19 protein-coding genes and 1 pseudogene are annotated in these 22,742 nt (G+C 71.3%); 14 read left to right on the top strand and 6 right to left on the bottom strand.

Translation table 11 applies throughout. The features are described from left to right. The first annotated feature begins 77 nt into the window (after positions 1-77). Complete coding sequence (locus ACZ5PB_RS04170) at positions 78-1,508, top strand: amino acid permease (protein ID WP_468687594.1); 1,431 nt, start codon at positions 78-80, stop codon at positions 1,506-1,508. On the opposite strand, the gene ACZ5PB_RS04165 is transcribed toward ACZ5PB_RS04170, so the two are convergent. Further along, on the bottom strand, positions 1,486-1,908 hold the full coding sequence (locus ACZ5PB_RS04165; RefSeq protein WP_468687593.1) for an ATP-binding protein: 423 nt from the start codon (positions 1,906-1,908) through the stop codon (positions 1,486-1,488). The two genes, ACZ5PB_RS04170 and ACZ5PB_RS04165, sit on opposite strands and share 23 nt — an antisense overlap. A 337-nt stretch (positions 1,909-2,245) precedes the next feature. Between ACZ5PB_RS04165 and ACZ5PB_RS04160 the strand changes: the two genes are divergently transcribed. Together ACZ5PB_RS04160 and ACZ5PB_RS04155 are read left to right on the top strand one after the other, a co-directional pair. Further along, positions 2,246-3,076 carry an enoyl-CoA hydratase family protein gene (locus ACZ5PB_RS04160; RefSeq protein WP_468687591.1) on the top strand — a complete coding sequence of 277 codons (831 nt, stop codon included), beginning with the start codon at positions 2,246-2,248 and terminating at the stop codon, positions 3,074-3,076. Between the two features lie 2 nt (positions 3,077-3,078). Beyond that, positions 3,079-5,427, top strand: a complete 2,349-nt coding sequence (locus ACZ5PB_RS04155; protein WP_468687590.1) for a bifunctional salicylyl-CoA 5-hydroxylase/oxidoreductase — start codon at positions 3,079-3,081, stop codon at positions 5,425-5,427. 23 nt (positions 5,428-5,450) lie between these two features. Here the strand turns inward: ACZ5PB_RS04155 and ACZ5PB_RS04150 are convergent, their stop codons facing one another. Genes ACZ5PB_RS04150 through ACZ5PB_RS04140 form a run of 3 tightly spaced genes read right to left on the bottom strand, consistent with a single transcriptional unit; the run spans position 5,451 to position 8,855 of the window. Continuing rightward, positions 5,451-6,278 carry a GNAT family N-acetyltransferase gene (locus tag ACZ5PB_RS04150; RefSeq protein WP_468687588.1) on the bottom strand — a complete coding sequence of 276 codons (828 nt, stop codon included), beginning with the start codon at positions 6,276-6,278 and terminating at the stop codon, positions 5,451-5,453. Next, positions 6,275-7,198: a PaaX family transcriptional regulator gene (locus ACZ5PB_RS04145; protein WP_468687586.1), complete on the bottom strand. Its 924-nt coding sequence runs from the start codon at positions 7,196-7,198 to the stop codon at positions 6,275-6,277. The genes ACZ5PB_RS04150 and ACZ5PB_RS04145 overlap by 4 nt, the downstream gene beginning before the upstream one ends. 4 nt (positions 7,199-7,202) lie before the next feature. Beyond that, entirely contained in the window at positions 7,203-8,855 is a 1,653-nt protein-coding gene (locus tag ACZ5PB_RS04140; RefSeq protein WP_468688274.1) for an AMP-binding protein, read from the bottom strand. A gap of 244 nt (positions 8,856-9,099) precedes the next feature. Here ACZ5PB_RS04140 and ACZ5PB_RS04135 point away from each other — a divergent pair, with 244 nt between their 5' ends. The 10 genes and pseudogenes from ACZ5PB_RS04135 to ACZ5PB_RS04090 all read left to right on the top strand — a co-directional run bounded on the left by ACZ5PB_RS04135 (position 9,100) and on the right by ACZ5PB_RS04090 (position 19,846). After that, the gene (locus ACZ5PB_RS04135; protein WP_468687584.1) at positions 9,100-10,488 is read left to right on the top strand and encodes an acyl-CoA dehydrogenase family protein; all 1,389 of its coding nucleotides are present in this window, start codon (positions 9,100-9,102) and stop codon (positions 10,486-10,488) included. Continuing rightward, positions 10,485-10,886 (top strand): RidA family protein, encoded by a 402-nt coding sequence (locus tag ACZ5PB_RS04130; RefSeq protein WP_468687583.1) that lies wholly within the window; start codon positions 10,485-10,487, stop codon positions 10,884-10,886. The genes ACZ5PB_RS04135 and ACZ5PB_RS04130 overlap by 4 nt, the downstream gene beginning before the upstream one ends. 113 nt (positions 10,887-10,999) lie before the next feature. Continuing rightward, positions 11,000-11,422 (top strand): annotated as a pseudogene (locus ACZ5PB_RS04125) (FAD-dependent oxidoreductase); the annotation flags it as partial. Positions 11,423-11,535: 113 nt separating this feature from the next. After that, entirely contained in the window at positions 11,536-11,850 is a 315-nt protein-coding gene (locus tag ACZ5PB_RS04120) for a (2Fe-2S)-binding protein (protein WP_468688272.1), read from the top strand. Between the two features lie 121 nt (positions 11,851-11,971). Further along, the gene (locus tag ACZ5PB_RS04115) at positions 11,972-12,895 is read left to right on the top strand and encodes a dihydrodipicolinate synthase family protein (protein ID WP_468687581.1); all 924 of its coding nucleotides are present in this window, start codon (positions 11,972-11,974) and stop codon (positions 12,893-12,895) included. A 69-nt stretch (positions 12,896-12,964) separates the two neighbouring features. After that, complete coding sequence (locus ACZ5PB_RS04110) at positions 12,965-13,981, top strand: proline racemase family protein (protein WP_468687580.1); 1,017 nt, start codon at positions 12,965-12,967, stop codon at positions 13,979-13,981. Then, positions 13,978-15,396, top strand: a complete 1,419-nt coding sequence (locus ACZ5PB_RS04105; protein ID WP_468687579.1) for an aldehyde dehydrogenase family protein — start codon at positions 13,978-13,980, stop codon at positions 15,394-15,396. Before ACZ5PB_RS04110 ends, ACZ5PB_RS04105 begins: the two co-directional genes overlap by 4 nt. Positions 15,397-15,440: 44 nt before the next feature. Next, positions 15,441-16,160, top strand: a complete 720-nt coding sequence (locus ACZ5PB_RS04100; RefSeq protein ID WP_468687578.1) for a GntR family transcriptional regulator — start codon at positions 15,441-15,443, stop codon at positions 16,158-16,160. Positions 16,161-16,239: 79 nt separating this feature from the next. Beyond that, a complete protein-coding gene (locus tag ACZ5PB_RS04095) occupies positions 16,240-16,674 on the top strand; it encodes a VOC family protein (RefSeq protein WP_468687576.1) in 435 nt (144 codons plus the stop codon). An 826-nt stretch (positions 16,675-17,500) separates the two neighbouring features. Then, a complete protein-coding gene (locus ACZ5PB_RS04090; protein WP_468687575.1) occupies positions 17,501-19,846 on the top strand; it encodes a collagenase in 2,346 nt (781 codons plus the stop codon). 137 nt (positions 19,847-19,983) lie between these two features. Here ACZ5PB_RS04090 and ACZ5PB_RS04085 read toward each other — a convergent pair whose 3' ends face one another. Further along, positions 19,984-21,216 (bottom strand): LmeA family phospholipid-binding protein, encoded by a 1,233-nt coding sequence (locus ACZ5PB_RS04085; protein ID WP_468687574.1) that lies wholly within the window; start codon positions 21,214-21,216, stop codon positions 19,984-19,986. A gap of 156 nt (positions 21,217-21,372) precedes the next feature. Between ACZ5PB_RS04085 and ACZ5PB_RS04080 the strand changes: the two genes are divergently transcribed. Beyond that, a complete protein-coding gene (locus ACZ5PB_RS04080; protein ID WP_468687573.1) occupies positions 21,373-22,275 on the top strand; it encodes a PaaX family transcriptional regulator in 903 nt (300 codons plus the stop codon). Between the two features lie 6 nt (positions 22,276-22,281). Here the strand turns inward: ACZ5PB_RS04080 and ACZ5PB_RS04075 are convergent, their stop codons facing one another. Beyond that, positions 22,282-22,737 (bottom strand): MaoC family dehydratase, encoded by a 456-nt coding sequence (locus tag ACZ5PB_RS04075; protein ID WP_468687571.1) that lies wholly within the window; start codon positions 22,735-22,737, stop codon positions 22,282-22,284. Positions 22,738-22,742 lie beyond the last annotated feature (5 nt).

The raw sequence follows: 22,742 nt of genomic DNA, 5'->3' as shown, positions 1-22,742 counted from the left end.
TTGATGGGGTTCGGGCGCTTCTGCTCGGACCCCATCCGTTTTTGCGTACGCCGTGCACCAGAGAAGAGAACCACCCCATGCCAACCCTCAAGCGCATCAAGTCGCCCGATCTCCTCGTCGCGGAATCCGGCGCGGACCTGGAGGGCCACGGCCTGAAGCGCACCATGGGGCTCTTCCAGCTCGTGTGCTTCGGCGTCGGCGCCATCGTCGGCACCGGCATCTTCGTCGGCCTCTCCGACAGCGTCGCCGAAGCCGGACCCGCTGTCGTCGTCTCCTTCGTCCTGGCCGCCATCACCTGCATCTTCACCGCGTTCTCCTTCGCGGAGCTGGGCGGCGCGATCCCTGTCTCGGGCAGCTCGTACTCCTTCGCCTACGCCACCCTCGGCGAGCGCATCGCCTTCCTCGTCGGCTGGTGCCTGCTGCTGGAGTACGGCATCTCGGTCTCGGCCGTCGCCGTCGGCTGGGGCCAGTACCTCAACGAACTCCTCGACAGCCTGATCGGCTGGCAGCTGCCCGCAGCCCTCTCCAGCCCGCCCGGCGACGGCGGGATCGTCAACATCCCGGCCGTCGTCGTGATGCTGCTCGCCGCGCTGCTCCTGGTGCGCGGCATCCGCGAGAGCGCCCGCGCCACCGCGGTGATGGCCGTCGTGAAGATCGCGGTGCTGATCCTGTTCTGTGCGATCGCCTTCACCGCGTTCAACTCCGACAACCTGTCGCCGTTCGCCGCGCACGGGCTGATGGGCGTCACCTCCGGCGCCTCGGTCGCGTTCTTCTCGTACATCGGCTTCGACGCCATCACCACGGCCGGTGAAGAGGTCAAGAACCCGCGCAAGAACATCCCCATCGCGATCATGATCTGCATCGGTGTCGTCACACTGCTCTACTGCCTGGTCGCGATCGCCGCCATCGGCGCGATGTCGGCCGACGAGGTGGCCTCCAAGCCCGCCGCGCTGTCCCTGATCGTCAACCAGGTCACCGACTCCTCGCTCGGCGGCGGAATCATCGCCTTCGGCGCGGTCGTCGCCATCGCCTCGGTCGTCCTCGCGGTGATGTACGGGCAGACCAGGATCCTGATGTCGATGTCCCGCGACGGACTCATCCCGCGCGTCTTCGAACGCATCTCGCCCAGGACCTCGACGCCGGTCGCCAACACCTGGATCGTGGCCTGCGTCTTCGCGGTCCCGGCGGCGGTCGTCCCGCTCGACGTCGTCATGAACCTCACGACCATCGGCACCCTCGCCATCATGGCCGTCGTCAACGTCGCGGTGATCGCACTGCGCCGCCGCAACCCGGACCTCCAGCGGTCCTTCCGGGTGCCGCTGTTCCCGGTGCTGCCGGTGCTGGGCGTGCTCTTCTGCCTGTACCTGATCTACGGAACGGGCTGGCGCACCTGGCTCCAGTTCGGCGTGTTCCTGATCGTGGGAGCGCTGGTGTACGGGCTCTACGGCCGCCGGCACTCGCGCCTCGGCACGACGGAGGAACCGCTCAGCGCGACGCGGGGAGCGTGAACCAGACCGCCTTGCCGGTGGGCGTGCGGCGGTGACCGCAGTCCGAGCTGAGGGTACGGATCAGCAGCAGGCCCCGGCCGTGCTCCTGCCAGGGGTCGGGGCTCGCGTCCCCGGCACCGCGGTCCAGGTTCCCCGGCGGCTCCGGGTCACCGTCGTGCACCTCCACCTGGAATCCCGTCGGCAACAGCTCCACCACCAGCTCGATGGGGGCGGAGCTGTCCGCGTGCTCGACGGCGTTCGCCACGAGCTCGGCGGTCAGCAGCTCGGCCGTGTGGCAGTCCGCCTCCGCGGCCTCCAGCTCCGCCAGCGCCGTACGGACCAGGGCACGCGCCATCGGCACGGCGTACGACGAGTGCGGCAGTTCGATACGCCAGGAGGCGGGGCCGGAAGCTGAGTGCAAGGTGGGGTCCGATCGGGCAGGAGAGGAGCCTTGCTTCCACCGTACGAAGCGAAAAGCCGTTCCCCCAGGGTCTCTCGCCGGGTCGTGCCGGGACCTGCGCCCCCACAGGTCGGGACTTTGGGCGTGATGCACGGCACAAACGGGCCCTGGCCGGGCCCGGCCAGGGCGCGCCCTGCGCAGGCGGGCACGCGAGGATGCCTGATATCGCGCACTCGTGACGGCGGTCACGGACCGGTGATAACTTCGAAGGACCCCCGAGGATCCCGAGGGCCCCGGAGCGCTCCCCAGGAGGCGCGAGGGACTGCAAGGGACCGCCACCGAAGGAGGCCGTGCCCCGATGAGCCCTTTCCTCAGCTCCGCCCAGCGCACCGAGAAGTGGCGTCATCTGCGGCTGACCCTGGACGACGACGGCGTCGCGACCGTCACCCTCGCCCGGCCCGACAAGCTCAACGCCCTCACCTTCGGCGCCTACGCGGACCTGCGTGACCTCCTGGCCGAACTCGCCAGGGAACGCACCGTGCGCGCCCTGGTCCTCGCGGGGGAGGGGCGCGGCTTCTGCTCCGGCGGCGACGTGGACGACATCATCGGCGCCACCCTCGCCATGGACACCGCACAGCTCCTCGACTTCAACCGCATGACCGGGCAGGTCGTGCGCGCCCTGCGCGAATGCCCCTTCCCGGTGATCGCGGCCGTGCACGGCGTCGCGGCCGGAGCGGGCGCCGTACTCGCGCTCGCCGCCGACTTCCGGATCGCCGACCCCTCCGCCCGGTTCGTGTTCCTGTTCACCAAGGTCGGCCTGTCCGGCGGGGACATGGGCGCCGCCTACCTGCTGCCCCGGGTCGTCGGCCTCGGCCACGCCACCCGGCTGCTGATGCTGGGCGAACCCGTCCGCGCCCCCGAGGCCGAACGGATCGGCCTGCTCAGCGAGTTGACCGACGAAGGCCAGTCCGACGCCCGCGCCACCGCCCTCGCCCGCCACCTCGCGCAGGGCCCGGCCCTCGCCTACGCGCAGACCAAGGCCCTGCTGACCGCCGAACTCGACATGCCCCTGGCCGCCTCGGTCGAGCTCGACGCCAACACCCAGGCCCTGCTCATGAACGGCGAGGACTACGCCGAGTTCCACGCCTCCTTCACCGAGAAGCGGCCCCCGAACTGGCAGGGCCGCTGACCATGCCTCCCCTCCCTTCCCCCCTCCCCGCCCCCCTTCCCACCGGCCGCCCACCGCTGCGCGTCGCCGTCATCGGCGGCGGGCCCGGCGGGCTGTACGCGGCAGCCCTGCTCAAGCGGCTCGACCCGGACCGCGAGGTCACCGTCTTCGAGCGCGGCGCACCCGAGGACACCTTCGGCTTCGGCGTCGTCCTCTCCGACGAGACCCTGGGCGGCATCGAGCACGCCGACCCCGAGGTCTACCGGGCACTGACGGCCGAGTTCGTCCGCTGGGACGACATCGACGTCGTGCACCGGGGACAGCGCCTCACCTCCGGCGGCCACGGTTTCGCCGCCCTCGGCCGACGCCGGCTCCTGGAGATCCTGCACGCCCGCTGCCACGCCCTCGGCGTCCTGCTCCACACCCGCACCGAGGCCCCGCCCGCCGCCGAACTCGCCGCCACCCATGACCTGGTGATCGCCGCCGACGGAGTGCACAGCCTCACCCGGCAGACCCACGCCGAGGTCTTCCGCCCCCGCATCACCTCCCACCGCTGCCGCTACATCTGGCTCGCCGCCGACTTCGCCTTCGACGCCTTCCGCTTCGAGATCGCCGAGACACCGCACGGAGCGATGCAGCTCCACGGCTACCCCTACGCGAAGGACCCCGCCACCGGGGAGGGCTCCTCCACCGTCATCGTCGAGATGCGCGAAGAGGTCTGGCGGGCCGCCGGCCTCGACACCTGCGACGAGGCCGAGTCCACCGAACGCTGCGCCAAGATCTTCGCCGACGCCCTCGGCGGCCGTCCCCTCAAGGGCAACAACTCCTCCTGGATCGCCTTCCGCACCGTCGTCAACGACCGCTGGTCGCACGGCAACACCGTCCTGCTCGGCGACGCCGCCCACACCGCCCACTTCTCCATCGGCTCCGGCACCAAGCTGGCCGTCGAGGACGCCCTCGCGCTGGCCGCCTGCATCGAGGAACAGCCCGACCTCCCCACCGCCCTCGCCGCCTACGAGACCGAGCGCCGACCGGTCGTCGAGTCCACCCAGCGTGCCGCCGCCGCCAGCCTCCGCTGGTTCGAGGACCTGGCCGGCTACCTCGACCAGCCGCCCCGCCAGTTCGCCTACAACCTCCTCACCCGCAGCCGCCGCGTCACCCACGACAACCTCCGGCTGCGCGACAGCGCCTTCACCGAAGCCGTCGAGAAGGACTTCGGCTGCCCCAACCCGGACACGCCCCCGATGTTCACCCCCTTCCGGCTGCGCGGCCTCACCCTGCGCAACCGCGTCGTCGTCTCACCCATGGACATGTACTCCGCCGAGCACGGCGTCCCCGGCGACTTCCACCTCGTCCATCTCGGCGCCCGCGCCCTGGGCGGCGCGGGCCTGGTCATGACCGAGATGGTCTGCGTCAGCCCCGAGGGCCGCATCACCCCCGGCTGCGCCGGCCTCTACACCCCCGAACAGGCCGCCGCCTGGCGGCGGATCACCGACTTCGTCCACGAGCAGTCCCCGACCACCGCCATCGGGGTCCAGCTCGGCCACTCCGGCCGCAAGGGCTCCACCAGACTGATGTGGGACGGCATCGACCAACCCCTCGACGACGCCAACTGGCCACTCGTCGCCCCCTCCCCGCTGCCCTACCGGCCCGGCGTCAACCAGGTCCCCGCCCAGCTCGACCGCTCCGGCCTCATCGACATCCGCGAACAGTTCGCCGCCGCCACCTGGCGCGCCGCCCGCTGCGGCTTCGACCTCCTCGAACTCCACTGCGCCCACGGCTATCTGCTCTCCGAGTTCCTCTCCCCCCTCACCAACCAACGCACCGACGCCTACGGCGGCTCCCTCACCCGCCGCCTCCGCTTCCCCCTCGAAGTCTTCGACGCCGTCCGGGGCATCTGGCCCGACGACAAGCCCATGACCGTCCGCATCTCCGCCACCGACTGGGCCGACGGCGGCACCACCGAGGAGGACGCCGTCGAGATCGCCCGCGCCTTCGCCGCCCACGGCGCCGACGCCATCGACGTCTCCACCGGCCAGGTCGTCCCCGACGAGGCCCCCGAATTCGGCCGCTCCTACCAGACCCCGTACGCCGACCGGATCCGCAACTCCCTCGACGTGCCCGTCATCGCCGTGGGCGCCATCTCCTCCTGGGACGACGTCAACTCCCTCCTCCTCGCAGGCCGGGCCGACCTCTGCGCCCTCGCCCGCCCCCACCTCTACGACCCCCACTGGACCCTGCACGCCGCCGCCGAACAGAACTACTCCGGCCCCGCCGCCCCCTGGCCCCTCCCGTACCGGGCCGGCAGCCGCCGCCCCCCGACCGGCCGCACCGACGGCCCCAAACCCCGTCTCTCGCTACACCCTTCATAAGGGCGTGGCCCCGGCGGGTCAGGTCATTCCGCGGTGACGACCACCCGGTCAGCGACCGCCCGGTAGCCGAGCCGCCGGTAGAGCGCGTTGCTCGTCGGATTCGCCAGATCCGTGAAGAGCAGCACCTCCGCCGCCCCGGCATCCCGCGCCGCCGCACTCACCACCGCCGTGACCGCTGCCGCGTACCCGTGGCCCCGGTGCTCCGGAGGTGTGTAGACCGGGGCGATGCGTACCGCACCCGCCGCCGGGTGACCCGATCCGGCCAAGGACACCGGGGTACCACCGGGGTGCACCCACAGCGTCAGGCCGCCGTGCGCTATTCGGTCGTCCACCGCGGCCCCGGTCCGCACGGTCGGCAGCCCGGTGTCCCGGCCGAAGGCGTCGTACCACTCGACGAGCAGGTCGCGGTCGTCGGCCGTGGCCGTACGGGCGTGCCCGGGCGGCGCGGGCTGCGGGGGTATCAACTCGCCCAGCCTGTGAAGGCGTTGCTCCATCCCGGTTCGCGAGCCGGGCCACCCGGCGGCCAGCGCCGAGGCAGTGCTCCGGTCGGCATTGACCGCAGTGACCCCGTACTCCTCGCACGCGCGGGCCAAGGGGACCACCGCCTCGGCGGGAAGTTCACTCACCAGCAGCGGATGCGGCCGTGTCCACACCACCGCGCCCTGCACGATGCCGTCCGCCCCGCGCCACCAGCCGAAGAGCGGAAGGTGATCGCCGAACGTACGCAGTCCGCGCCTGCGGAGCGTGGCGACGACGGTCAGCAGTTGGGTGTTCTCCGCGGGACGGGCGGCCACCGCCGACTCCGCCTCGTCCCGGTAAGCGTCAAGGTCTTCGCTGAATGTCCAGGTCATGCCCCATCATGCGCAGCTTCCCGCAGGTCCTGCTCGCGGTTGTCCACAGGCTCGGGCTGCGGTCGTACAAATGCGGCGCCCGCGTCGCGCAGCCGGTTGTGGAGCTGGGTGAAGACCTCGGCCGAGCGGCCGCCCGGCCAGTCCTTGGGCAGCAGTTCGGCGGGCAGGCCCGGGTCCGCGTAGGGGAGGTGGCGCCAGGAATCCAGGGTCAGCAGGTAGTCCCGGTAGGCCCGTTCGGCCGTCGCCGGGTCCGTTGTGAGGGCCGAGCCCGACGTCGGGCGTGCCCCGTCGCGCTCCTTCCAGTACCGCAGCACCGGCTCATGGCGGCGCAGGAAGTCGTCGTGCAGGGCGGCTATTCCCGACAGGTCCCACCAGCGGGCGACCGCGTCCGCCGTCGCCGCGAAACCCAGGTGGTCACCGCGGAACAGGTCCACGTACTCGGCCAGTTGGAGTCGTTCCAGCGTGTGCCTGGTCTCCTCGTACAGGCCGCCGGGCGCGATCCACACCCCCGGTGCCGCCGTGCCGAAGCCCAGCCGGGCCAGTCGGGAGCGCAGTACGTGACGCTTGGCGCGCTCGGCCTCGGGGACGGAGAACACCGCCAGCACCCAGCCGTCCGACAGGCGCGGCTCCGCGCGGGCGTCGATCCGGGCGTAGATGCGGCGGTCGCCGTCGTCCAGGAGCTGGCGGGCGTCCTCCGACAGCGTGTACCCGGCCGCGCCCTGCGCCGTACGGGCGGGAATCAGCAGGCCGCGCCGCTTGAGCCGGGACACCGCCGAGCGCACCGACGGCGCGTCGACGTCCACCGCCGCGAGCAGCCGGATGAGCGAGGCGATCGGCATCGGCGCGCCGACCGCATCGCCACGCCCGTAGGCGCCGTACAGCGTGATGATCAGGGAGCGGGGAGTGTGCAGGTCAGCCACGTGATCACTGTACGTTCCCGCCTGCGGTGCCGGGCTGCTGGGCGTCACGCAGCCGGAAGCGCTGCAGTTTGCCCGTGGGCGTGCGCGGCAGCACGTCCAGGAACACGATCTCGCGCGGGCACTTGTACGGCACCAGCTCCGCCTTCACGAAGTCCCGCAGCAGCGCCGTCGTCGCCTCGGTCCTCGGCACCCCCTCCCGCAGCACCACATAGGCGGCGACGATCTGCCCGCGCAGCTCGTCCTCGCGGCCGACCACCGCCGCCTCCAGCACGTCGGGGTGGTGCAGCAGGGCCTCCTCGACCTCGGGCCCCGCGATGTTGTACCCAGCGGAAATGATCATGTCGTCCGCGCGGGCCACATAGCGGAAGTAGCCCTCGGCGTCCCGGACGTAGGTGTCCCCGGTGATGTTCCAGCCGTCCCGCACGTACACCTGCTGGCGCGGGTCGGACAGATAGCGGCAGCCCACCGGGCCCCGTACCGCCAGCAGCCCCGGCGAGCCGTCGGGGACGTCGGCGCCGTCCGCGTCCACCACGCGCGCGTACCAGCCGGGCACCGGCCGCCCCGTGGTGCCCGGGCGGATCTCGTCGTCGGCCGCCGAGATGAAGATGTGCAGCAGCTCGGTCGCACCGATGCCGTTGATGATGCTCACCCCGGTGCGCTCCCGCCAGGCCTGCCAGGTGGCCGCCGGCAGGTTCTCGCCCGCCGACACACAGCGGCGCAGCGCGCTCAGGTCGTACGCCGTCGGCGACGCCAGCTCCTCCAGCATCAGCCGGTACGCGGTCGGCGCGGTGAACACCACCGACACCTGGTGCTCGGCCAGTGCTGGCAGCAGTTGCATGGGCCCCGCCTGTTCCAGGAGCAGCGCCGAGGCCCCCACCCGCAGCGGGAAGATCACCAGACCGCCCAGGCCGAAGGTGAAGCCGAGCGGCGGACTGCCCGTGAAAACGTCGTCCGGTTCGGGTTTGAGGACGTACTTCGAGAAAGTGTCGGCAATGGCCAGCACGTCCCGGTGGAAGTGCATGCACCCCTTGGGGCGGCCCGTCGTCCCCGAGGTGAAGGCGATCAGCGCGACATCGTCGCCGGCCGTCGCCACCGCCTCGTACCGCGTCGGCTTGATCGCCGCCATCCGCACCAGATCGTCGGGCGCGTCCCCGCCGAACGCCGTGATCCGCAGCCCCGGGACCTCGGCCTTCACCAGGTCGTCCACCGTCCGCACGTCGCACAGGGCATGACTCACCTGCGCGATGCCGCAGATCGTGGCCAGCTCGGCAGCCCGCTGCTGCGCCAGTACGGTCACCGCGACCGCGCCCGCCTTCATCACGGCGAACCAGCAGGCCACCAGCCACGGAGTGGTGGGACCGCGCAACAGGACCCGGTTGCCGGGAATCACCCCCAGGTCGTGGGTGAGCACGTGCGCGATCTGGTCGGCGTGCTCACGCAGCTCGCCGTACGACCAGATCTCGCCGGAGAGGGTCCGCAGGGCCGGCCGGTCGGCGCGGAACTCCTCCAGCGTGCGGTCCAGCAGCTCGACACCGCAGTTGAGCCGGGCCGGATAGCGGAGTTCCGGCAGGTCGAAGAGGAGTTCGGGCCACTGCTCGGCGGGCGGCAGGTGGTCGCGCGGGAAGGAGTCGGCGTGCGCCGACGGGTGCAGCTCCATGGCCATGACGGGTTGGCCCCCTTGCAGCGAGCAGTCCGGGATGCGACTGACGGTCTGACGGGTGGTTGATCCGGCCGTGCGGTAGCACTGTTCCGAGTATCGCGGGCATGCGTGGCGCTGTCGTGCCGGTGCCTCAGTGCTCGTGCCTCAGTGCTCGTGCTTCAGTGCTGGTGCTGTCGAGCGTATCGTGATGGTGACGACAGTCAACGGTCCGCGATAACACGCGGGATGAGAGGGGCCACAGATGCCCGGATTCGCGCTGGAGCCGGAACAGCTGACGTGGTGCGAGGAGCTGCGCGCGCTGGCCGGGGAACGGCTGCGCCCCCTGGCGGAGAAGGGGGAACCCGGACAGCTCAACCGCCCCCTGGTCGCGGCGCTGGGCGAGCTCGGACTGCTGGACAGACTGTTCTCGTCCGGCGCGCTGGACCTGTGCCTGATGCGCGAGTCGCTCGCGTACGGCAGTACGGAGGCGGAGACCGCGCTCGCACTCCAGGGCCTCGGCGCGTCGCCGGTCGCGCGGGCGGGCACCGACGAGCAGCGGGCCCGCTGGCTGCCCGGTGTACGGGCGGGCCAGGTGATCGCCGGATTCGCGCTCAGCGAGCGGGCGGCCGGGTCGGACGCCGCCGCACTGACCCTCCGCGCCGAACCCGTGGCGGGACCCCGGAGCGGCGCGGCCTCCGGCGCGGACCCGGGATCGAGGCCCCGTACAGGCGCAGGTGCAGGCACGGGTGCAGGCACGGGTGCAGGCGCAGGCGCAGGTGCAGGCGCGGGCGCAGGCACCGGCTCCCGTACAGGCCCAGGCTTCCCGACCGGCACCGGCACCGGCACCGGCCCCGGCACCGGCTCCGGCTCCGGCACCGGCTCCCGTACCGGCACCGGCACCGGCTCCCGTACCGGCACCGGCTCGGGATCCGGTGCCCCGGGCTGTGCCGACGGCTGGCTGCTCAGCGGCGAGAAGTGCTGGATCTCCAACGCCCCGTACGCCGACTTCTACACCGTCTTCGCCCGTACGACGCCGGGCGCGGGCGCGCGCGGCATCACCGCGTTCCTCGTGCCCGCCGACCGCCCGGGACTGACCGGCAGCGCACTCGACATGCTCTCTCCGCACCCCCTCGGCAGCCTCACCTTCGACGCCGTGGCCGTCACGGAGGCGGACGTCATCGGCGCACCGGACAAGGGCTTCCGGGTCGCGATGGACACCCTCAACCTCTTCCGGCCGAGCGTGGGCGCGTTCGCGGTCGGCATGGCGCAGGCCGCGCTGGACGCGACGCTCGACCACACCTCGTCGCGGACCGCGTTCGGCGGGCCGCTCAAGGACCTCCAGTCCGTGTCGCACCAGGTCGCCGAGATGGCCACCCGCACGGAGGCGGCCCGGCTGCTCGTCTACGCGGCGGCGTCCGCGTACGACAGGAACGAACCGCAGGTGCCCAGGAGTTCCGCCATGGCGAAACTCTTCGCCACCGAGACCGCGCAGTTCGTGGTGGACGCGGCCGTCCAGCTGCACGGCGCCCGCGCCCTCCAGCGCGGCCACCTCCTCGAACACCTCTACCGGGAGGTGCGCGCCCCGCGCATTTACGAGGGGGCGACCGAGGTCCAGCGCACGATCATCGCCAAGGAGCTGTACGCCCGATGACCCTCCAGCGTCACAACCCCGCCGAGCTCTCCCCGCCCACCGGCTTCTCGCACGCCGTCAGCGTCGCCGCCACCGGCTCCCGGCTGGTCTTCCTCGCCGGACAGACCGCCCTCGACGGGGCAGGGAAGGTGGTCGGCGAGACTCTGCCCGAGCAGTTCGAGACCGCGCTCACCAACCTGCTGGCCGCTCTCGCCGATGCCGGGGGCACCCCCGACACCCTCGCCCGCGTGACGGTGTACGCCACCGACGTCGCCGACTACCGCGCGCACGCCCCCGAACTGGGCCGCATCTGGCGCCGGTTGGCGGGGCGCGACTATCCCGCGATGGCCGTGGTGGGAGTGGTGCGGCTGTGGGACGAGCAGGCGCTCGTGGAGCTGGACGGTACTGCCGTGCTCTGAGGGGAAGTTGAGGAGGAGCGGCCCCAGCATCCCTTGGCAGCTCCAGTGTTGTGTGACATATTACTGACGTGTTCACGAGACGCCGCTTCGACGTGGTCGTCGTCGGTACCGGAATGGTCGGAGCCGCCTGCGCCCATGACGCATCCCGTGCCGGGCTTTCGGTCGCCGTGGTCGACCGGGGCCCGGTGGCCGGCGGCACCACCGGCGCCGGCGAGGGCAACCTGCTCGTCTCCGACAAGGAGCCAGGACCCGAACTCGACCTCGCGCTGCTGTCCACGAGACTGTGGCGCGAGCTCGCCGCGGAATTCCCGGAGTCCATCGAGTGCGAGGCCAAGGGCGGACTCGTCGTCGCGGCCCACGAAACCGGCCTCGCGGCCCTGCGCACCTTCGCCGCCGCACAGCTCGCTGCGGGCGTGCACTGCGAGGAGGCCGGCCACCTCACGGACCTCGAACCCCATCTCGCCCCCGGCCTCGCGGGCGGCATTCACTACCCCCAGGACGCCCAGGTCCAGCCCGCCCTCGGGGTGACCCGGCTGCGGAACTCGCGCCTGCAGAAGGTGAATTGGCGGCCCATCACATCGCCGGAAGAGGCGCGGTGCCACGCTCCCTCGTCCGGCGCCGCGAACGGCTGCGGCGGTTCGCCGATGCCATGGCCGCCGCGCACGCACCCGGTCCGCACTGGGCGGACTGGCTGCACCCCGACACCGATGTCTGCCGCTGCGAAGAAGCCACCGCCGGACAGGTTCGCGAGGCTGTCGACGAGCTCGGCGCCCGCGACACCCGTGCGGTCAAACTGCTCACCCGTGCGGGAATGGGCTGGTGCCAGGGCCGGATGTGCGGGCCGGCGGTCGCCGCACTCGCGGCGAGTGGCGAGGGCGGGGGAGGCGGGGGAGGTGGCAGCGCGGCTCCTGGCCGACGTCCGATCGCCTGTCCGCTCACCCTCGGCGAACTGGCCGACGACTGACCGGCGCGGGCCCCCGGACCGTGAACTCGACTGCGGCCGCCGATGAGTACAAGCACCCGCACCCTTGCCGGACCCGCACACCATTCAATAAAATGTCACACATCACTTGAGGAGTCGCTGCATGAACACCACGCACACCCCTGCCCCCGCCACCCCCTCCCGTCTGCGCCCCTGGCACGGCGTCATGGTCGCCACCACCCTGCCCTTCCGTGACGACCTCACCGTCGACTTCGACGCGTACGCCGCCCAGGTGTCCCGCCTCATCCAAGCGGGCTGCGACGGTGTCGTGCCCAACGGGTCGCTCGGCGAGTACCAGACCCTCACCGACGAAGAGCGCGTCCAGGTGGTCCGTACCGCCGTCGAGGTCGCCGGCGGTGACCGCGTCATGCCCGGAGTCGCCGCGTACGGCAGTGCGGAGTCGCGCCGCTGGGCCGAGCAGGCGGCGGAGGCCGGGGCCGGTTCCGTGCTGCTCCTGCCGCCCAACGCCTTCCGGGCGGACGCCGATTCGGTACGGGCACACTTCGCGGAGGTCGCCCGCGCCGGTGTCCCCGTCGTCGCGTACAACAACCCCATCGACACCAAGGTGGACCTGACCCCCGAACTGCTCGCCGACCTTCACTCCGACGGCAGCATCGTCGCCGTCAAGGAGTTCAGCGGCGACGTCCGCAGGGCCTACGAGATAGCCGAACTCGCCCCGGAACTGGACCTGTTGATCGGCGCCGACGACGTCCTGCTGGAGCTCGCTCTCGCCGGGGCGGTCGGCTGGATCGCGGGATACCCCAACGCGCTGCCCGCCTCCTGTGTCGCCCTCTACCGGGCCGCTGTCGCGCACGACCTGCACACCGCCCTGCCCCTCTACCGCGCGCTCCACCCCCTGCTGCGCTGGGACTCCAAGACGGAGTTCGTGCAGGCCATCAAGCTCTCCACGGACCTTGCAGGACAGCGTGGCGGACCCACCAGGCCGCCGCGCTTCCCGCTCCCCGCCGCCGACGCCGCAGTCGTCCGCGCCGTCACCGAGAAGCTCCTCGCCGACGGCCACCACTGAACCGGCGGCGCCCCCAAGGTCACCACCGTCCCTCCCCGGACATCCCAACCAGCCTGCGAGGAGAGCCAGTTGCGCACCCGACACGTCTTCCACGCCGTCGACTCCCACACCGAGGGCATGCCCACCCGCGTCATCACGGGCGGCATCGGCACCATCCCCGGCGCCACCATGGCCGAGCGCCGCCTCTACTTCGCGGAGCACCGCGACCAGATCCGCAGCCTGCTGATCGACGAGCCGCGCGGCCACGCTTCCATGAGCGGCGCGATCCTCCAGCCGCCCACCCGCCCCGACGCCGACTACGGCGTGCTCTTCATCGAGGTCTCCGGCTACCTCCCGATGTGCGGCCACGGCACTATTGGCGTCGCCACCGTCCTCGTCGAGACCGGCATGGTCGAGGTCCAGGAACCCGTCACCACGGTCCGGCTCGACACCCCCGCCGGGCTCGTCTCCGTCGACGTACAGGTGCGGGACGGGGCGGCCACCGCCGTCACCTTCACCAACGTGCCCGCCTTCAGCGTCGCCCTCGACCGCAAGATCGAGATCCCCGAACTCGGCACCCTCACCTATGACTTGGCGTACGGCGGAAACTTCTACGCCTTCGTCCCGCTGGACTCCGTAGGCCCCGAGGGCATCCCCTTCGACCGGGCCCGCAAGGGCGACATCCTCGCCGCCGGACTCGCCCTCATGGACGCGGTCAACGCCGACCCCGCGCACCGTCCCGTGCACCCCGAGGACGACCGTATCGGCGGCCTCAAGCACGTCTACTTCGCCGCTCCCGGCTCCGACGCCGTCCGCTCCCGGCACGCGATGGCCATCCACCCCGGCTGGTTCGACCGCTCGCCCTGCGGCACCGGCACCTCCGCCCGGATGGCCCAGCTGCACGCCCGGGGCGAACTGCCCCTCGACCGCGACTTCGTCAACGAGTCCTTCATCGGTACGGAGTTCACCGGGCGGCTCATCGACACCACAACGGTCGCCGGAATACCGGCAGTTGTCCCCACCGTCACCGGCCGCGCCTGGATCACCGGCACCGCACAGTACTTCCTCGACCCCGCCGACCCCTTCCCCGGAGGGTTCATCCTGTGACCGGTGCATCCTTCATCACCACCACCCGGATCGTCTCCCGCAACCCCGCGAACCCGGACGAGATCGTTGTCGACGTACCAAGTACCGGCACCTGGGCGACGGTTGAGGCCGCCGACCGGGCCCGGGGTGCACAGCGCACCTGGTACGCGGCCGGAGCCGCCGCGCGTTCCGCCGCCCTCACCGCCACCGCCCAGGCCGTCGAACAGGCGGGCGCGGAGCTCGCGGAGCTGGCAGTGCGGGAGGTGGGCAAGCCCATCGCCGAGGCGCGTGCCGAGGTCTCCCGTACCGTCGCCATCCTCCGCTACTACGCCCAACTCCCTTACGACGCCACCGGATCCGTCCATCAGCCGGCATCCGGCACCGGACTCCTGCTCACCCGCCGCCGGCCGCGCGGGGTCGCCGGACTCGTCACCCCCTGGAACTTCCCCTTCGCCATCCCCGTCTGGAAGGCGGCCCCGGCGCTCGCCGCCGGAAACGCGGTGGTGCTCAAGCCCGCCCCCGAGGCCACCGGATGCGCCCTGCGCCTGACGGAACTCCTCCAACAGGCGCTCCCCGAAGGAGTGTTCACCCTCGTACCCGGCGGTGCACCGGAGGGCAACGCCCTGGTCACCGCCGTCGACGTGGTCAGCTTCACCGGCTCCACCGTCACCGGCGGCGCCGTCGTACGGGCCGCCACCGCACGCGGCATCCCCGTCCAGGCCGAGACCGGCGGCCTCAACGCCGCCCTCGTACTCCCCGACGCCGACCCCGCCCGGGCAGCCGCGCACATCGCCGCCGCCATCGCCGGATACGCGGGCCAGAAGTGCACCGCGACCAGCCGCGTCATCGCCGTCGGCAGCGCACTCGGTCCGCTGCGCGACGCGCTGACCGAGGCGCTGCGGGCGATCCCGGCCGCCGACCCGGCTCAACTCGGCACTGTGTGCGGCCCGTTGATCTCGCAGGGCGCGCGGGAGAACGTACTGTCCGCGTCCCGTGGCGTGCCCGTACTGGCGGGCGGCAAGGTGCCCGAGGGGGGCGATGACGGCGAGGGGTCCGGGTGGTACGTCGAGCCCACCCTCGTCGAGCAAGTCCCCTCCGGGCACCCGCTCCTGCGCGAAGAGGTCTTCGGTCCGATCGCTGTCCTCCGCCACGCCGACGACCTCGACCAGGCGGTCCGCATGACCAACGCGGTACCGTACGGCCTCGTCACCTCCGTGCACACCGGCGACCTGGACGCGGTCCTGGGCGGCCTCGACGGACTCGACACCGGCATGATCCGTATCAACGCCCCCTCCACCGGCGTCGACTTCCACCTGCCCTTCGGCGGTACGAAGTCCTCCGGCCACGGCCCGCGCGAACAGGGGCGCAGCGCACTGGACTTCTACACCTCCACCCGCACGTACTCCCTCCACCGGGCGGCCGACAGTGCAACGTGACATTGTACGCTGGGCAGTCCGCAGCAAACCGGAGGGCCGCAGCCATGGGCGAACTCAAGCAGCAACGCCACCTCATCACCGCGCAGGAGCGGCTCCGCGACCAGGTCGCCAACGCCCTGCGGGCCGCCCTCATCGCCGGCGAACTGCAGCCGGGCTCCGTCTACTCGGCACCCGGTCTCGCCGCCGACTTCGGTGTCTCCGCCACGCCGGTGCGCGAGGCGATGCTCGACCTGGCCAGGGAGGGCCTGGTCGAGCCGGTGCGGAACAAGGGCTTCCGGGTCACCGAGGTCAGCGAGCGCGACCTCGACCAGTACGCCGAGATCCGGGCGCTCATCGAGGTGCCGATCGTCGGGCAGGTCACCCGGAGCGCGACCCGCGAGGAACTGGAGGCGCTGCGTCCGGTCGCCGAGGAGATCGTCGCCGCGGCGCGGGAGCACGATCTGATCGGGTACCTGGAGGCCGACCGCCGCTTCCATCTGACCCTGCTCGGGCTCAGCGGCAACGACCGGCTGGTCGAAACGGTCAGTGACCTGCGCAAGCGCTCGCGGCTTTATGGGCTGACCATGCTCGACGAGCGGAACCAGCTGCTGCCGTCCGCCGAGGAGCACCTGGAGCTGCTCGACCTGATGCTGGCCGAGGACGCCTCGGGCGCGGAGGCCTGCATGGCCCGCCACCTGGGGCATGTCCGTTCGCTGTGGGCGCGGGCCCGCGACGAACCCGTGGAGTCGGGGCGGCCCGCCGCACGGAAGCTGGGCGTCCGCTAGCGGGCTGGGCAGCGGCGTATCAGGATGGTGCCGTCCGAGCGGTAGTCGAGCCAGTGCGGAACAGCGGAGGAACGTCCTCATGGAGTGGACCCTCGAAATCGTCAGCGTGCCCGTGAGTGATCTGGACCGGGCCAAGGATTTCTACGCGGACAAGTGCGGCTTCACGGTCGACGTGGACCTCCAGGTGGCGGAGGGGGTACGGGTCATCCAGCTGACCCCGCCGGGGTCGCGCTGCTCGATCGCCCTGACGGAGGGGACGGCGCCGCCGGCGGAGTGGGTCGGGGGCGCGGCGGCCGGGTCGCTGCACGGGGCGCAATTGTGCGTGATCGACGTGGCGGCGGCGCGGGAGGAGCTGGTGGGGCGGGGGGTGGAGGTCAGTCCTGTGATGCACCTGGGGGACAAGGGGTGGGAAGAGGGCAAGGGGGACACGTGGAACTCGTGGGCCTTCTTCAAGGACCCTGACGGGAACAGCTGGACGATCCAGGAAGCGCCGTCGCCGTTGTCGAACCGCTAGTCCGCCGGGGGCGGGGGCAGGTAGATCGAGGGAACGCACTTACGGCCCCGTGCATCTTCCTCACTGCCCTCTCCCCTGTCGCGCGCACGGGCGGCATCTTCCCGGGGACGCGTACGCCGCCCAGCCCCTGTGGCCACCACCGCCCCGCCCCCCTGCGGGCCTGGTGGCCGCCGCCGCCCCGCTCCCCGTGGGCACGGGGGCCGCCCCCCTGGGGCGGAACGGGTGGGCACGGGGGGCGGCCCCCGGTTCCGCTTGCCCCCTTGCTTTGGTCCGGCCCCGGTGAGGGGGTCTGGCTTGCCAATTCTTGGGCGGTGGGGCGGTACGGGGCGGAGGTGGCACGGCCCGGAGGGTGCGGCTCCGCCGGGGGCCGCCCCCTTGCCCGCCCGTTCCGCCCCCGGGGGCGGCCCCGCCGCCCAAGGGGGCTAGGGGGGTAGGGGGGTAGGGGGTAGGGCTGGCCCCGCCACCCAAGGGGGCTAGGGGGAGGGGGTAGGGCTGGCGGCCACGCCGCCCATGGGGGTGGGGGCGACTGGGGGGCGCAGGCGGGTTCGTGGTGGGGCGACTTGGCAACCTGTGGGGCGAGTTGGGGCTCGTCAGGGTCGCCGAGGGTCCTGTGTGCGGCAAATTGCAGGTGTTCGGGGGGAGTTGAGAGGGGCTCCAGGTCACGTTTTTGTCTTCGGGGGGAGGAGAGTTGTCCGAAGGCTTGTCAGTGCAATTTCACATTACTATGTTACGGGTCACACCTCGGGCCGGGGAGTCGACGGAGTCCGTCCTCCTCGCCCAATCAACTCCCCACACAGATCCGGAGATTCAGGTGTCACACCCGCGTATGCCGCGCAGGATCCTGCTGGCCGCCACCCTCTCGGCCACCCTCGTACTCCCGGTCGTCCAGTCCTCCGCCCAGGCCGCGCCCAATCCCCCCGCGCCGGCCGCCGCCACCCCCTTCGCCGCCGTCCCCAAGCAGCCGAAGGCCCGTACCGCCAACCCCTTCGACGAGGTCCAACGCCTCGCCACCGCACCGAAGTTGAAGAACGAGCCCGCCCCGGCACCGCGTGCCGTCACCAGCAAGGGCCGCGTCCCCGGCGCGCAGACCAAGCCCCTTGATCCCGCCCAGAGACCCGCGGCCGCTACCGCACCCAGAGCCGCCGTCGCACCCTGCACGCTCGACGGCATCACCCGGCTGAACCCCACCCAGTTCGCCGACTTCCTGGCCGACCCGGCCGTCACCGCCGACGGCTGTCTGCGCGACCTGATCTGGACCTGGGACGCCCGGCTGGTCCCCGTCATGTCGGACGCCCACGTCCAGGCCGTCTCCCGGCGCGCGGAATCCCTCGCCGCCGCCCACGACGGCAGGAACTCCACCCACCTCCTGGAGATGTTCACCTACCTCCACGCGGTCGCCTACCACGACTTCTCGCGCGACGAGATCGACGTCACCGACGCCCCCACCGTCGACGCCATGCGCCGCGCGATAGCCGCCTTCGGCACCGCGGCCCGTACCTTCGACGTCACCAGGGCCAACGCCGAAACCCTCCGCGAAGCCCTCATCGCCGGTACCGCCCCCGGCCTGCGGCAGCACCAACTAGCCCTGGTCCAGAAGGTGCTGGCCACCATGGACCCGTCCCACACCGCCACCCACAAGGACCGCTACTGGGCCGGAGCCGCGCTCTCCGCGCTCTCCCTCAACTACCTCGGCGTCTACCCCGGCAACCAGGACACCGCGTTCCGCACCGCCGTCAGCAACGACCCCACCTACCGCGCCGCCTTCAAGGCCTTCGCCGGCTACACCCACCTCAAGGGCACCGAGAACGAGTGGGTGGTGCGCGACGCACTCAGCGAGTACGGCCGGTTCGGCGAGATACCCGAGCTCAAGACCGGCATCGTCGCCGACCTCGGCACCCTCCTGGCCACCACCAAGCAGAACTTCGGCGAGGGCAGCCAGCCCTGGGCCAAGGTCGCCAGCTGGCTCAACTACTTCGGCGCCTGCGCGCAGTACGGCATCTGCAAGGGCGACATCGAGAAGAAGATCTTCCCGTACACCTACTCCTACGACAACGGCACCATCAAGGTCCGCACCGGCCTCGACCGCGCCACCGTCGACCAGCTCTACTACGCGTCAAAGCAGGTCAAGGCCCAGTTCCACCGGGTGATCGGCAGCACCGAGCCGATCGCGGGCGACACCAACACCACCCTCAACATCGTCCTCTACGGCTCGCGCGCCGACTACGAGACGTACCACCCGCTCCTCACCGGCATGGACACCAACAACGGTGGCATCTACATCGAGAAGGGCGCCACCTTCTACACCTACCAGCGCCGCGTCCCGCAGGACTCCTCGCTCACCCTCGAAGAGCTCTTCCGCCACGAGTACACGCACTACCTCAACGGCCGCTTCGCCGTGCACGGTTCGTTCGGCGAGGGCCCCTGGTACCAGAACGACCGTACGACCGCCATGGACGAGGGAACGGGCGAGTTCTTCGACGGCGCCACCCGCGACGACGGCATCGCCGTACGCCAGTCGCTCGTCGAGGACATCATCAACGACACGCAGGGCGGCAAGCCCCGCATGACGGTCAATCAGCTGCTGCACGCCACGTACGACGGCGACGGCTTCCGCTTCTACTCGTACGCCGGAACCTTCTTCGAGTACCTCTGGCGCGACCACCCGGGCAAGCTCCAGGAGATGTACCGGCACCTGCGGGCCAACAACCCCACGGCCTTCGACAACTGGCGCAAGCAGCAGGGCTCCGACGCCAACCTCCAGCGCGGCTACGACGCCTTCCTCGACCAGCAGATCGCCATCGTCGACGACCTCTTCGTGCCCAACACCCAGTACACGCCCAACGGTTCGCTCAAGTACGCGGCCGTCGCCGACGTGAAGAACGCCTTCAGGTCCGCCACCTCCATGGACCCCGTCTGCAAGGACGACGGCGGCAAGGAGATGGGCCGGTTCGTCTGCACCGGAAGCATCACCGCGAACCTGTCCAACCCCAACGACCCCAGCGCGGTCTTCAAGGACGTCTCGGAGACCGTCGACTACTTCATCCTCGACCGCGCCGAGCCGGCCGCGAACAACCTCGCCGACATGAACTGCTCCTTCGGCGCGGTCAAGCTCTGGTCCAACGCGAAGGCGGGCACCGCACCGTACGTCTGCGAAGGCCCGCTGCGCCGCTAGCGCCCAAGGCAAGGCTCCAACCGCATCACACGCCACACCCGGGGCCCGGCCCGCCGCAGGCGCGATGCGGCGGGCCGGGTGGCCGGCCGTAAGGGGGGCGCGGGGCGCGGCCGAAGCCGCCCCCCGCGCCTCCCCCGTCAGCCCTTCTTGGCTACGTCGCCGAACGTCAGCCCCGTCCCCGCCAGATCCGCCCGGATCCCCTCCGGCTCCACCTTGATCTCCCGCAGCCGCAGCTCACCAGGCGTCTTCGGCAGACGGAACGACATCGACAGCTTCTCCGAGAGCTCCGGCGGGCGCATCGCCAGCAGCGAGGCGATCATCTTCGGGTCGATGCCGACCTTCTCCAGCAGCCACGGGTGGTCGATCACCACATCCACCAGGTTCAGCTTCATCAGCTGTTTCACGAACTGCGGAGACCCGGTCAGCCTGTGCAGCTCCGCCTCGCTGCTGAGCGCCTTGGCGACCCACTCCTTCGGGATGCCGAGGCGGTCCACCACCGACGGGACCGACAACAGCTCCTTGACCCGGGACACCTGCTTGGCGAGCTCCGCCGCCGCCTGCGGGTGCAGGCGCAGGCCCGAGGTGGCCCGGTCCTTGCCGGGGCGGTACGTCACCAGGCCCGGCAGATCGACCCGCATGTGGTCGATGGTCGTGGACACCGCCTGGTCCCCGTCGCGCCGGATGTGCGCCTCGGCGCCGATCAGCACCTTCGTCCCGGCGATCGGCAGCTCGCCGGTCACCTTGATCCTGTCGTGCCCGTCCTTCTTGAACTTGGCCTGGGAAGAGCCGAGTTCACGGTTCAGGTCGTCGAAGGACAGCAGTACGTCGCCCTCCACGCTCCCGATGACGGCGCCCTGGACCGACGTCGGGAGGCTGCCGACGATGCTGATGTCGCGGGCAGTCGCCCGTACCTCCGCGATGGACACCCGGTCCGCCGCGACGTCGGGCACGGCGACGTCGACCCGGTCGAGACGCTTCTCGAAGACCTGGGTGAGGAACGGGAAGCCGTGGATGTCGACCTCGGGGGCCGTGGCCAGCTTCATCGACTTCTTCAGCTGGTCCTCGGCCTTGTCCTGCGCGTACAGCAGCGCGAACCGGTCCGCGAGCACCAGGAAAGCGGCACAGACCACCACGGCCACGACCACCTTGAAGACCACGGGCACGGCCGCCATGCGGCTGCGCCCCCGGTGGTTCGGCGGCTGCCACTCGTCGTCCTCGTCATCGTCGTCCGACTTCAGTCCGAGGCCGAGGATGCCCGTGTCGGGTTCGTACGCTCCGTAGTCGGGTTCGGGCGGGGCGAGGCGGGCGAGCTCGTCGTACGGATTGCGTGGCCTGCCCGGTTCGTGGGGGGAATCGTTCTGAGGGTTCATGCGTGTGGGGGGTCGCATCGGCTCATCCCACCATGTGAACCACCCTCGAACGCAAGCTCGATGACCGTCTCCGCCGCTTTTGGTGGGGTTTACCGGCGTCGAAATCCGTCCGGACGCGGTCGCCGGAGCCGTCCCGGCGACGGCTACCGTGGAGGTGTGACCAGCGAAGAAGCGCTCCGCCCGCAGTCGTTGATGCTGACGTTCCTCGGCGACCAGGTGCTGGGCCGGGACGTCTGCGTGTACTCGGGCAGTGTCATCGAGCTCTTCCGGCGCGCGGGCGTGGGGGAGCAGGCCACCCGCTCCACGCTGACCCGGATGGTGGGACGGGGGCTGCTGCGCAGACAGCGCGAGGGCCGAAGGATGTACTTCGGTCTCACCGCCCACTGCGAGGAGGTCCTGCGCGACGGCGACCGGCGGATCTGGCGGACCGGCGCGGTCAACCGCGACTGGGACGGCACCTGGACCCTGCTCGGCTTCTCGCTCCCCGAGGCCTGGCAGCGGCAGCGGCACGACCTGCGCTCGCGGCTGGTGTGGAACGGCTTCGGACCGCTGTTCAGCGGGCTGTGGATCGCCCCCGGCGAGGTCGACGTCGCCTCCCTCGTCGCCGAGCTCGGTCTGTCCGCCCACGTCAAGGTCTTCCGGGCGCACGCCGACGCCGGCACCGACATCGGCGCGATGATCGAGGAGGCCTGGCAGCTCTCCGAACTCGCCGCGCGTTACGAGGAGTTCGTACGCCGATGGCAGCCGTCGGGGCAACCGTCAGGGCGAGCGCCGGGGGAGGCGCCCACCCCGCCCGCCGACGGCGACGACGCGCTGGTGCGGCGGCTGCGGATGTCCACCGAGTGGCTGCGGATCATCCGCAGCGACCCGAGACTGCCGGTGAAGCACCTGCCCGACGACTGGCCGGCCGAGCGGGCCGAGCGGACGTACCGCACGGTGCACGCCCAACTCGACGCAGCGGCAACGGAGTCGGCGGCCATACTGCTCGACCTGGTACCGGTCCGCCCGGACCCGGACCCGGACCCGGAGGCCGAGCCGGACCCCGCCCCCAGTGCATGAAAGCCGCTACGCGTAAAAGCGCGACACGCTCTCCAGCACGCACGCCGGCTTCGCGCCGCCCTCGATCTCTATCGTGCCGCCCACGGTGATCTGTACACCGCCCGCGATGTCCGCGACCTCGGTCAGCCTCGCGACGAGCCGCAGCCGGGACCCCGCCGGGACGGGCGCGGGGAAACGCACCTTGTTCAGGCCGTAGTTGACCTTCGTGGCGACGCCCTCGACGTCGAGCAGCTCGGTGAAGAGCGGGATGAAGAGGGAGAGCGTCAGATAGCCGTGCGCGATGGGCGCCCCGAACGGGCCGTCCTTCGCGCGTTCCGGGTCCACGTGGATCCACTGGTGGTCGCCGGTCGCGTCCGCGAAGCCGTTGATGCGCTCCTGCGAGACGGTGATCCACTCACTGGCGCCGAGATCGCTGCCCGCGAGCTTCTTGAGGGCGTCGATGCCGGGAACGGTGTTCGTCATGAACG

Source organism: Streptomyces sp. NPDC032721 (genome assembly GCF_055579625.1).
This window is presented reverse-complemented; position numbering and strand designations above follow the sequence as displayed.

What these genes read in the sequence shown, in the direction of transcription:
- ACZ5PB_RS04090 (WP_468687575.1), top strand. Translation starts at nt 17,501, where the DNA reads ATGCCGCGCAGGATCCTGCTGGCCGCCACCCTCTCGGCCACCCTCGTA.
- ACZ5PB_RS04140 (WP_468688274.1), bottom strand. Translation starts at nt 8,855, where the DNA reads ATGGAGCTGCACCCGTCGGCGCACGCCGACTCCTTCCCGCGCGACCAC.
- ACZ5PB_RS04100 (WP_468687578.1), top strand. Translation starts at nt 15,441, where the DNA reads ATGGGCGAACTCAAGCAGCAACGCCACCTCATCACCGCGCAGGAGCGG.
- ACZ5PB_RS04135 (WP_468687584.1), top strand. Translation starts at nt 9,100, where the DNA reads ATGCCCGGATTCGCGCTGGAGCCGGAACAGCTGACGTGGTGCGAGGAG.
- ACZ5PB_RS04095 (WP_468687576.1), top strand. Translation starts at nt 16,240, where the DNA reads ATGGAGTGGACCCTCGAAATCGTCAGCGTGCCCGTGAGTGATCTGGAC.
- ACZ5PB_RS04120 (WP_468688272.1), top strand. Translation starts at nt 11,536, where the DNA reads ATGGCCGCCGCGCACGCACCCGGTCCGCACTGGGCGGACTGGCTGCAC.
- ACZ5PB_RS04115 (WP_468687581.1), top strand. Translation starts at nt 11,972, where the DNA reads ATGAACACCACGCACACCCCTGCCCCCGCCACCCCCTCCCGTCTGCGC.
- ACZ5PB_RS04085 (WP_468687574.1), bottom strand. Translation starts at nt 21,216, where the DNA reads ATGAACCCTCAGAACGATTCCCCCCACGAACCGGGCAGGCCACGCAAT.
- ACZ5PB_RS04150 (WP_468687588.1), bottom strand. Translation starts at nt 6,278, where the DNA reads ATGACCTGGACATTCAGCGAAGACCTTGACGCTTACCGGGACGAGGCG.
- ACZ5PB_RS04170 (WP_468687594.1), top strand. Translation starts at nt 78, where the DNA reads ATGCCAACCCTCAAGCGCATCAAGTCGCCCGATCTCCTCGTCGCGGAA.
- ACZ5PB_RS04155 (WP_468687590.1), top strand. Translation starts at nt 3,079, where the DNA reads ATGCCTCCCCTCCCTTCCCCCCTCCCCGCCCCCCTTCCCACCGGCCGC.
- ACZ5PB_RS04130 (WP_468687583.1), top strand. Translation starts at nt 10,485, where the DNA reads ATGACCCTCCAGCGTCACAACCCCGCCGAGCTCTCCCCGCCCACCGGC.
- ACZ5PB_RS04160 (WP_468687591.1), top strand. Translation starts at nt 2,246, where the DNA reads ATGAGCCCTTTCCTCAGCTCCGCCCAGCGCACCGAGAAGTGGCGTCAT.
- ACZ5PB_RS04075 (WP_468687571.1), bottom strand. Translation starts at nt 22,737, where the DNA reads ATGACGAACACCGTTCCCGGCATCGACGCCCTCAAGAAGCTCGCGGGC.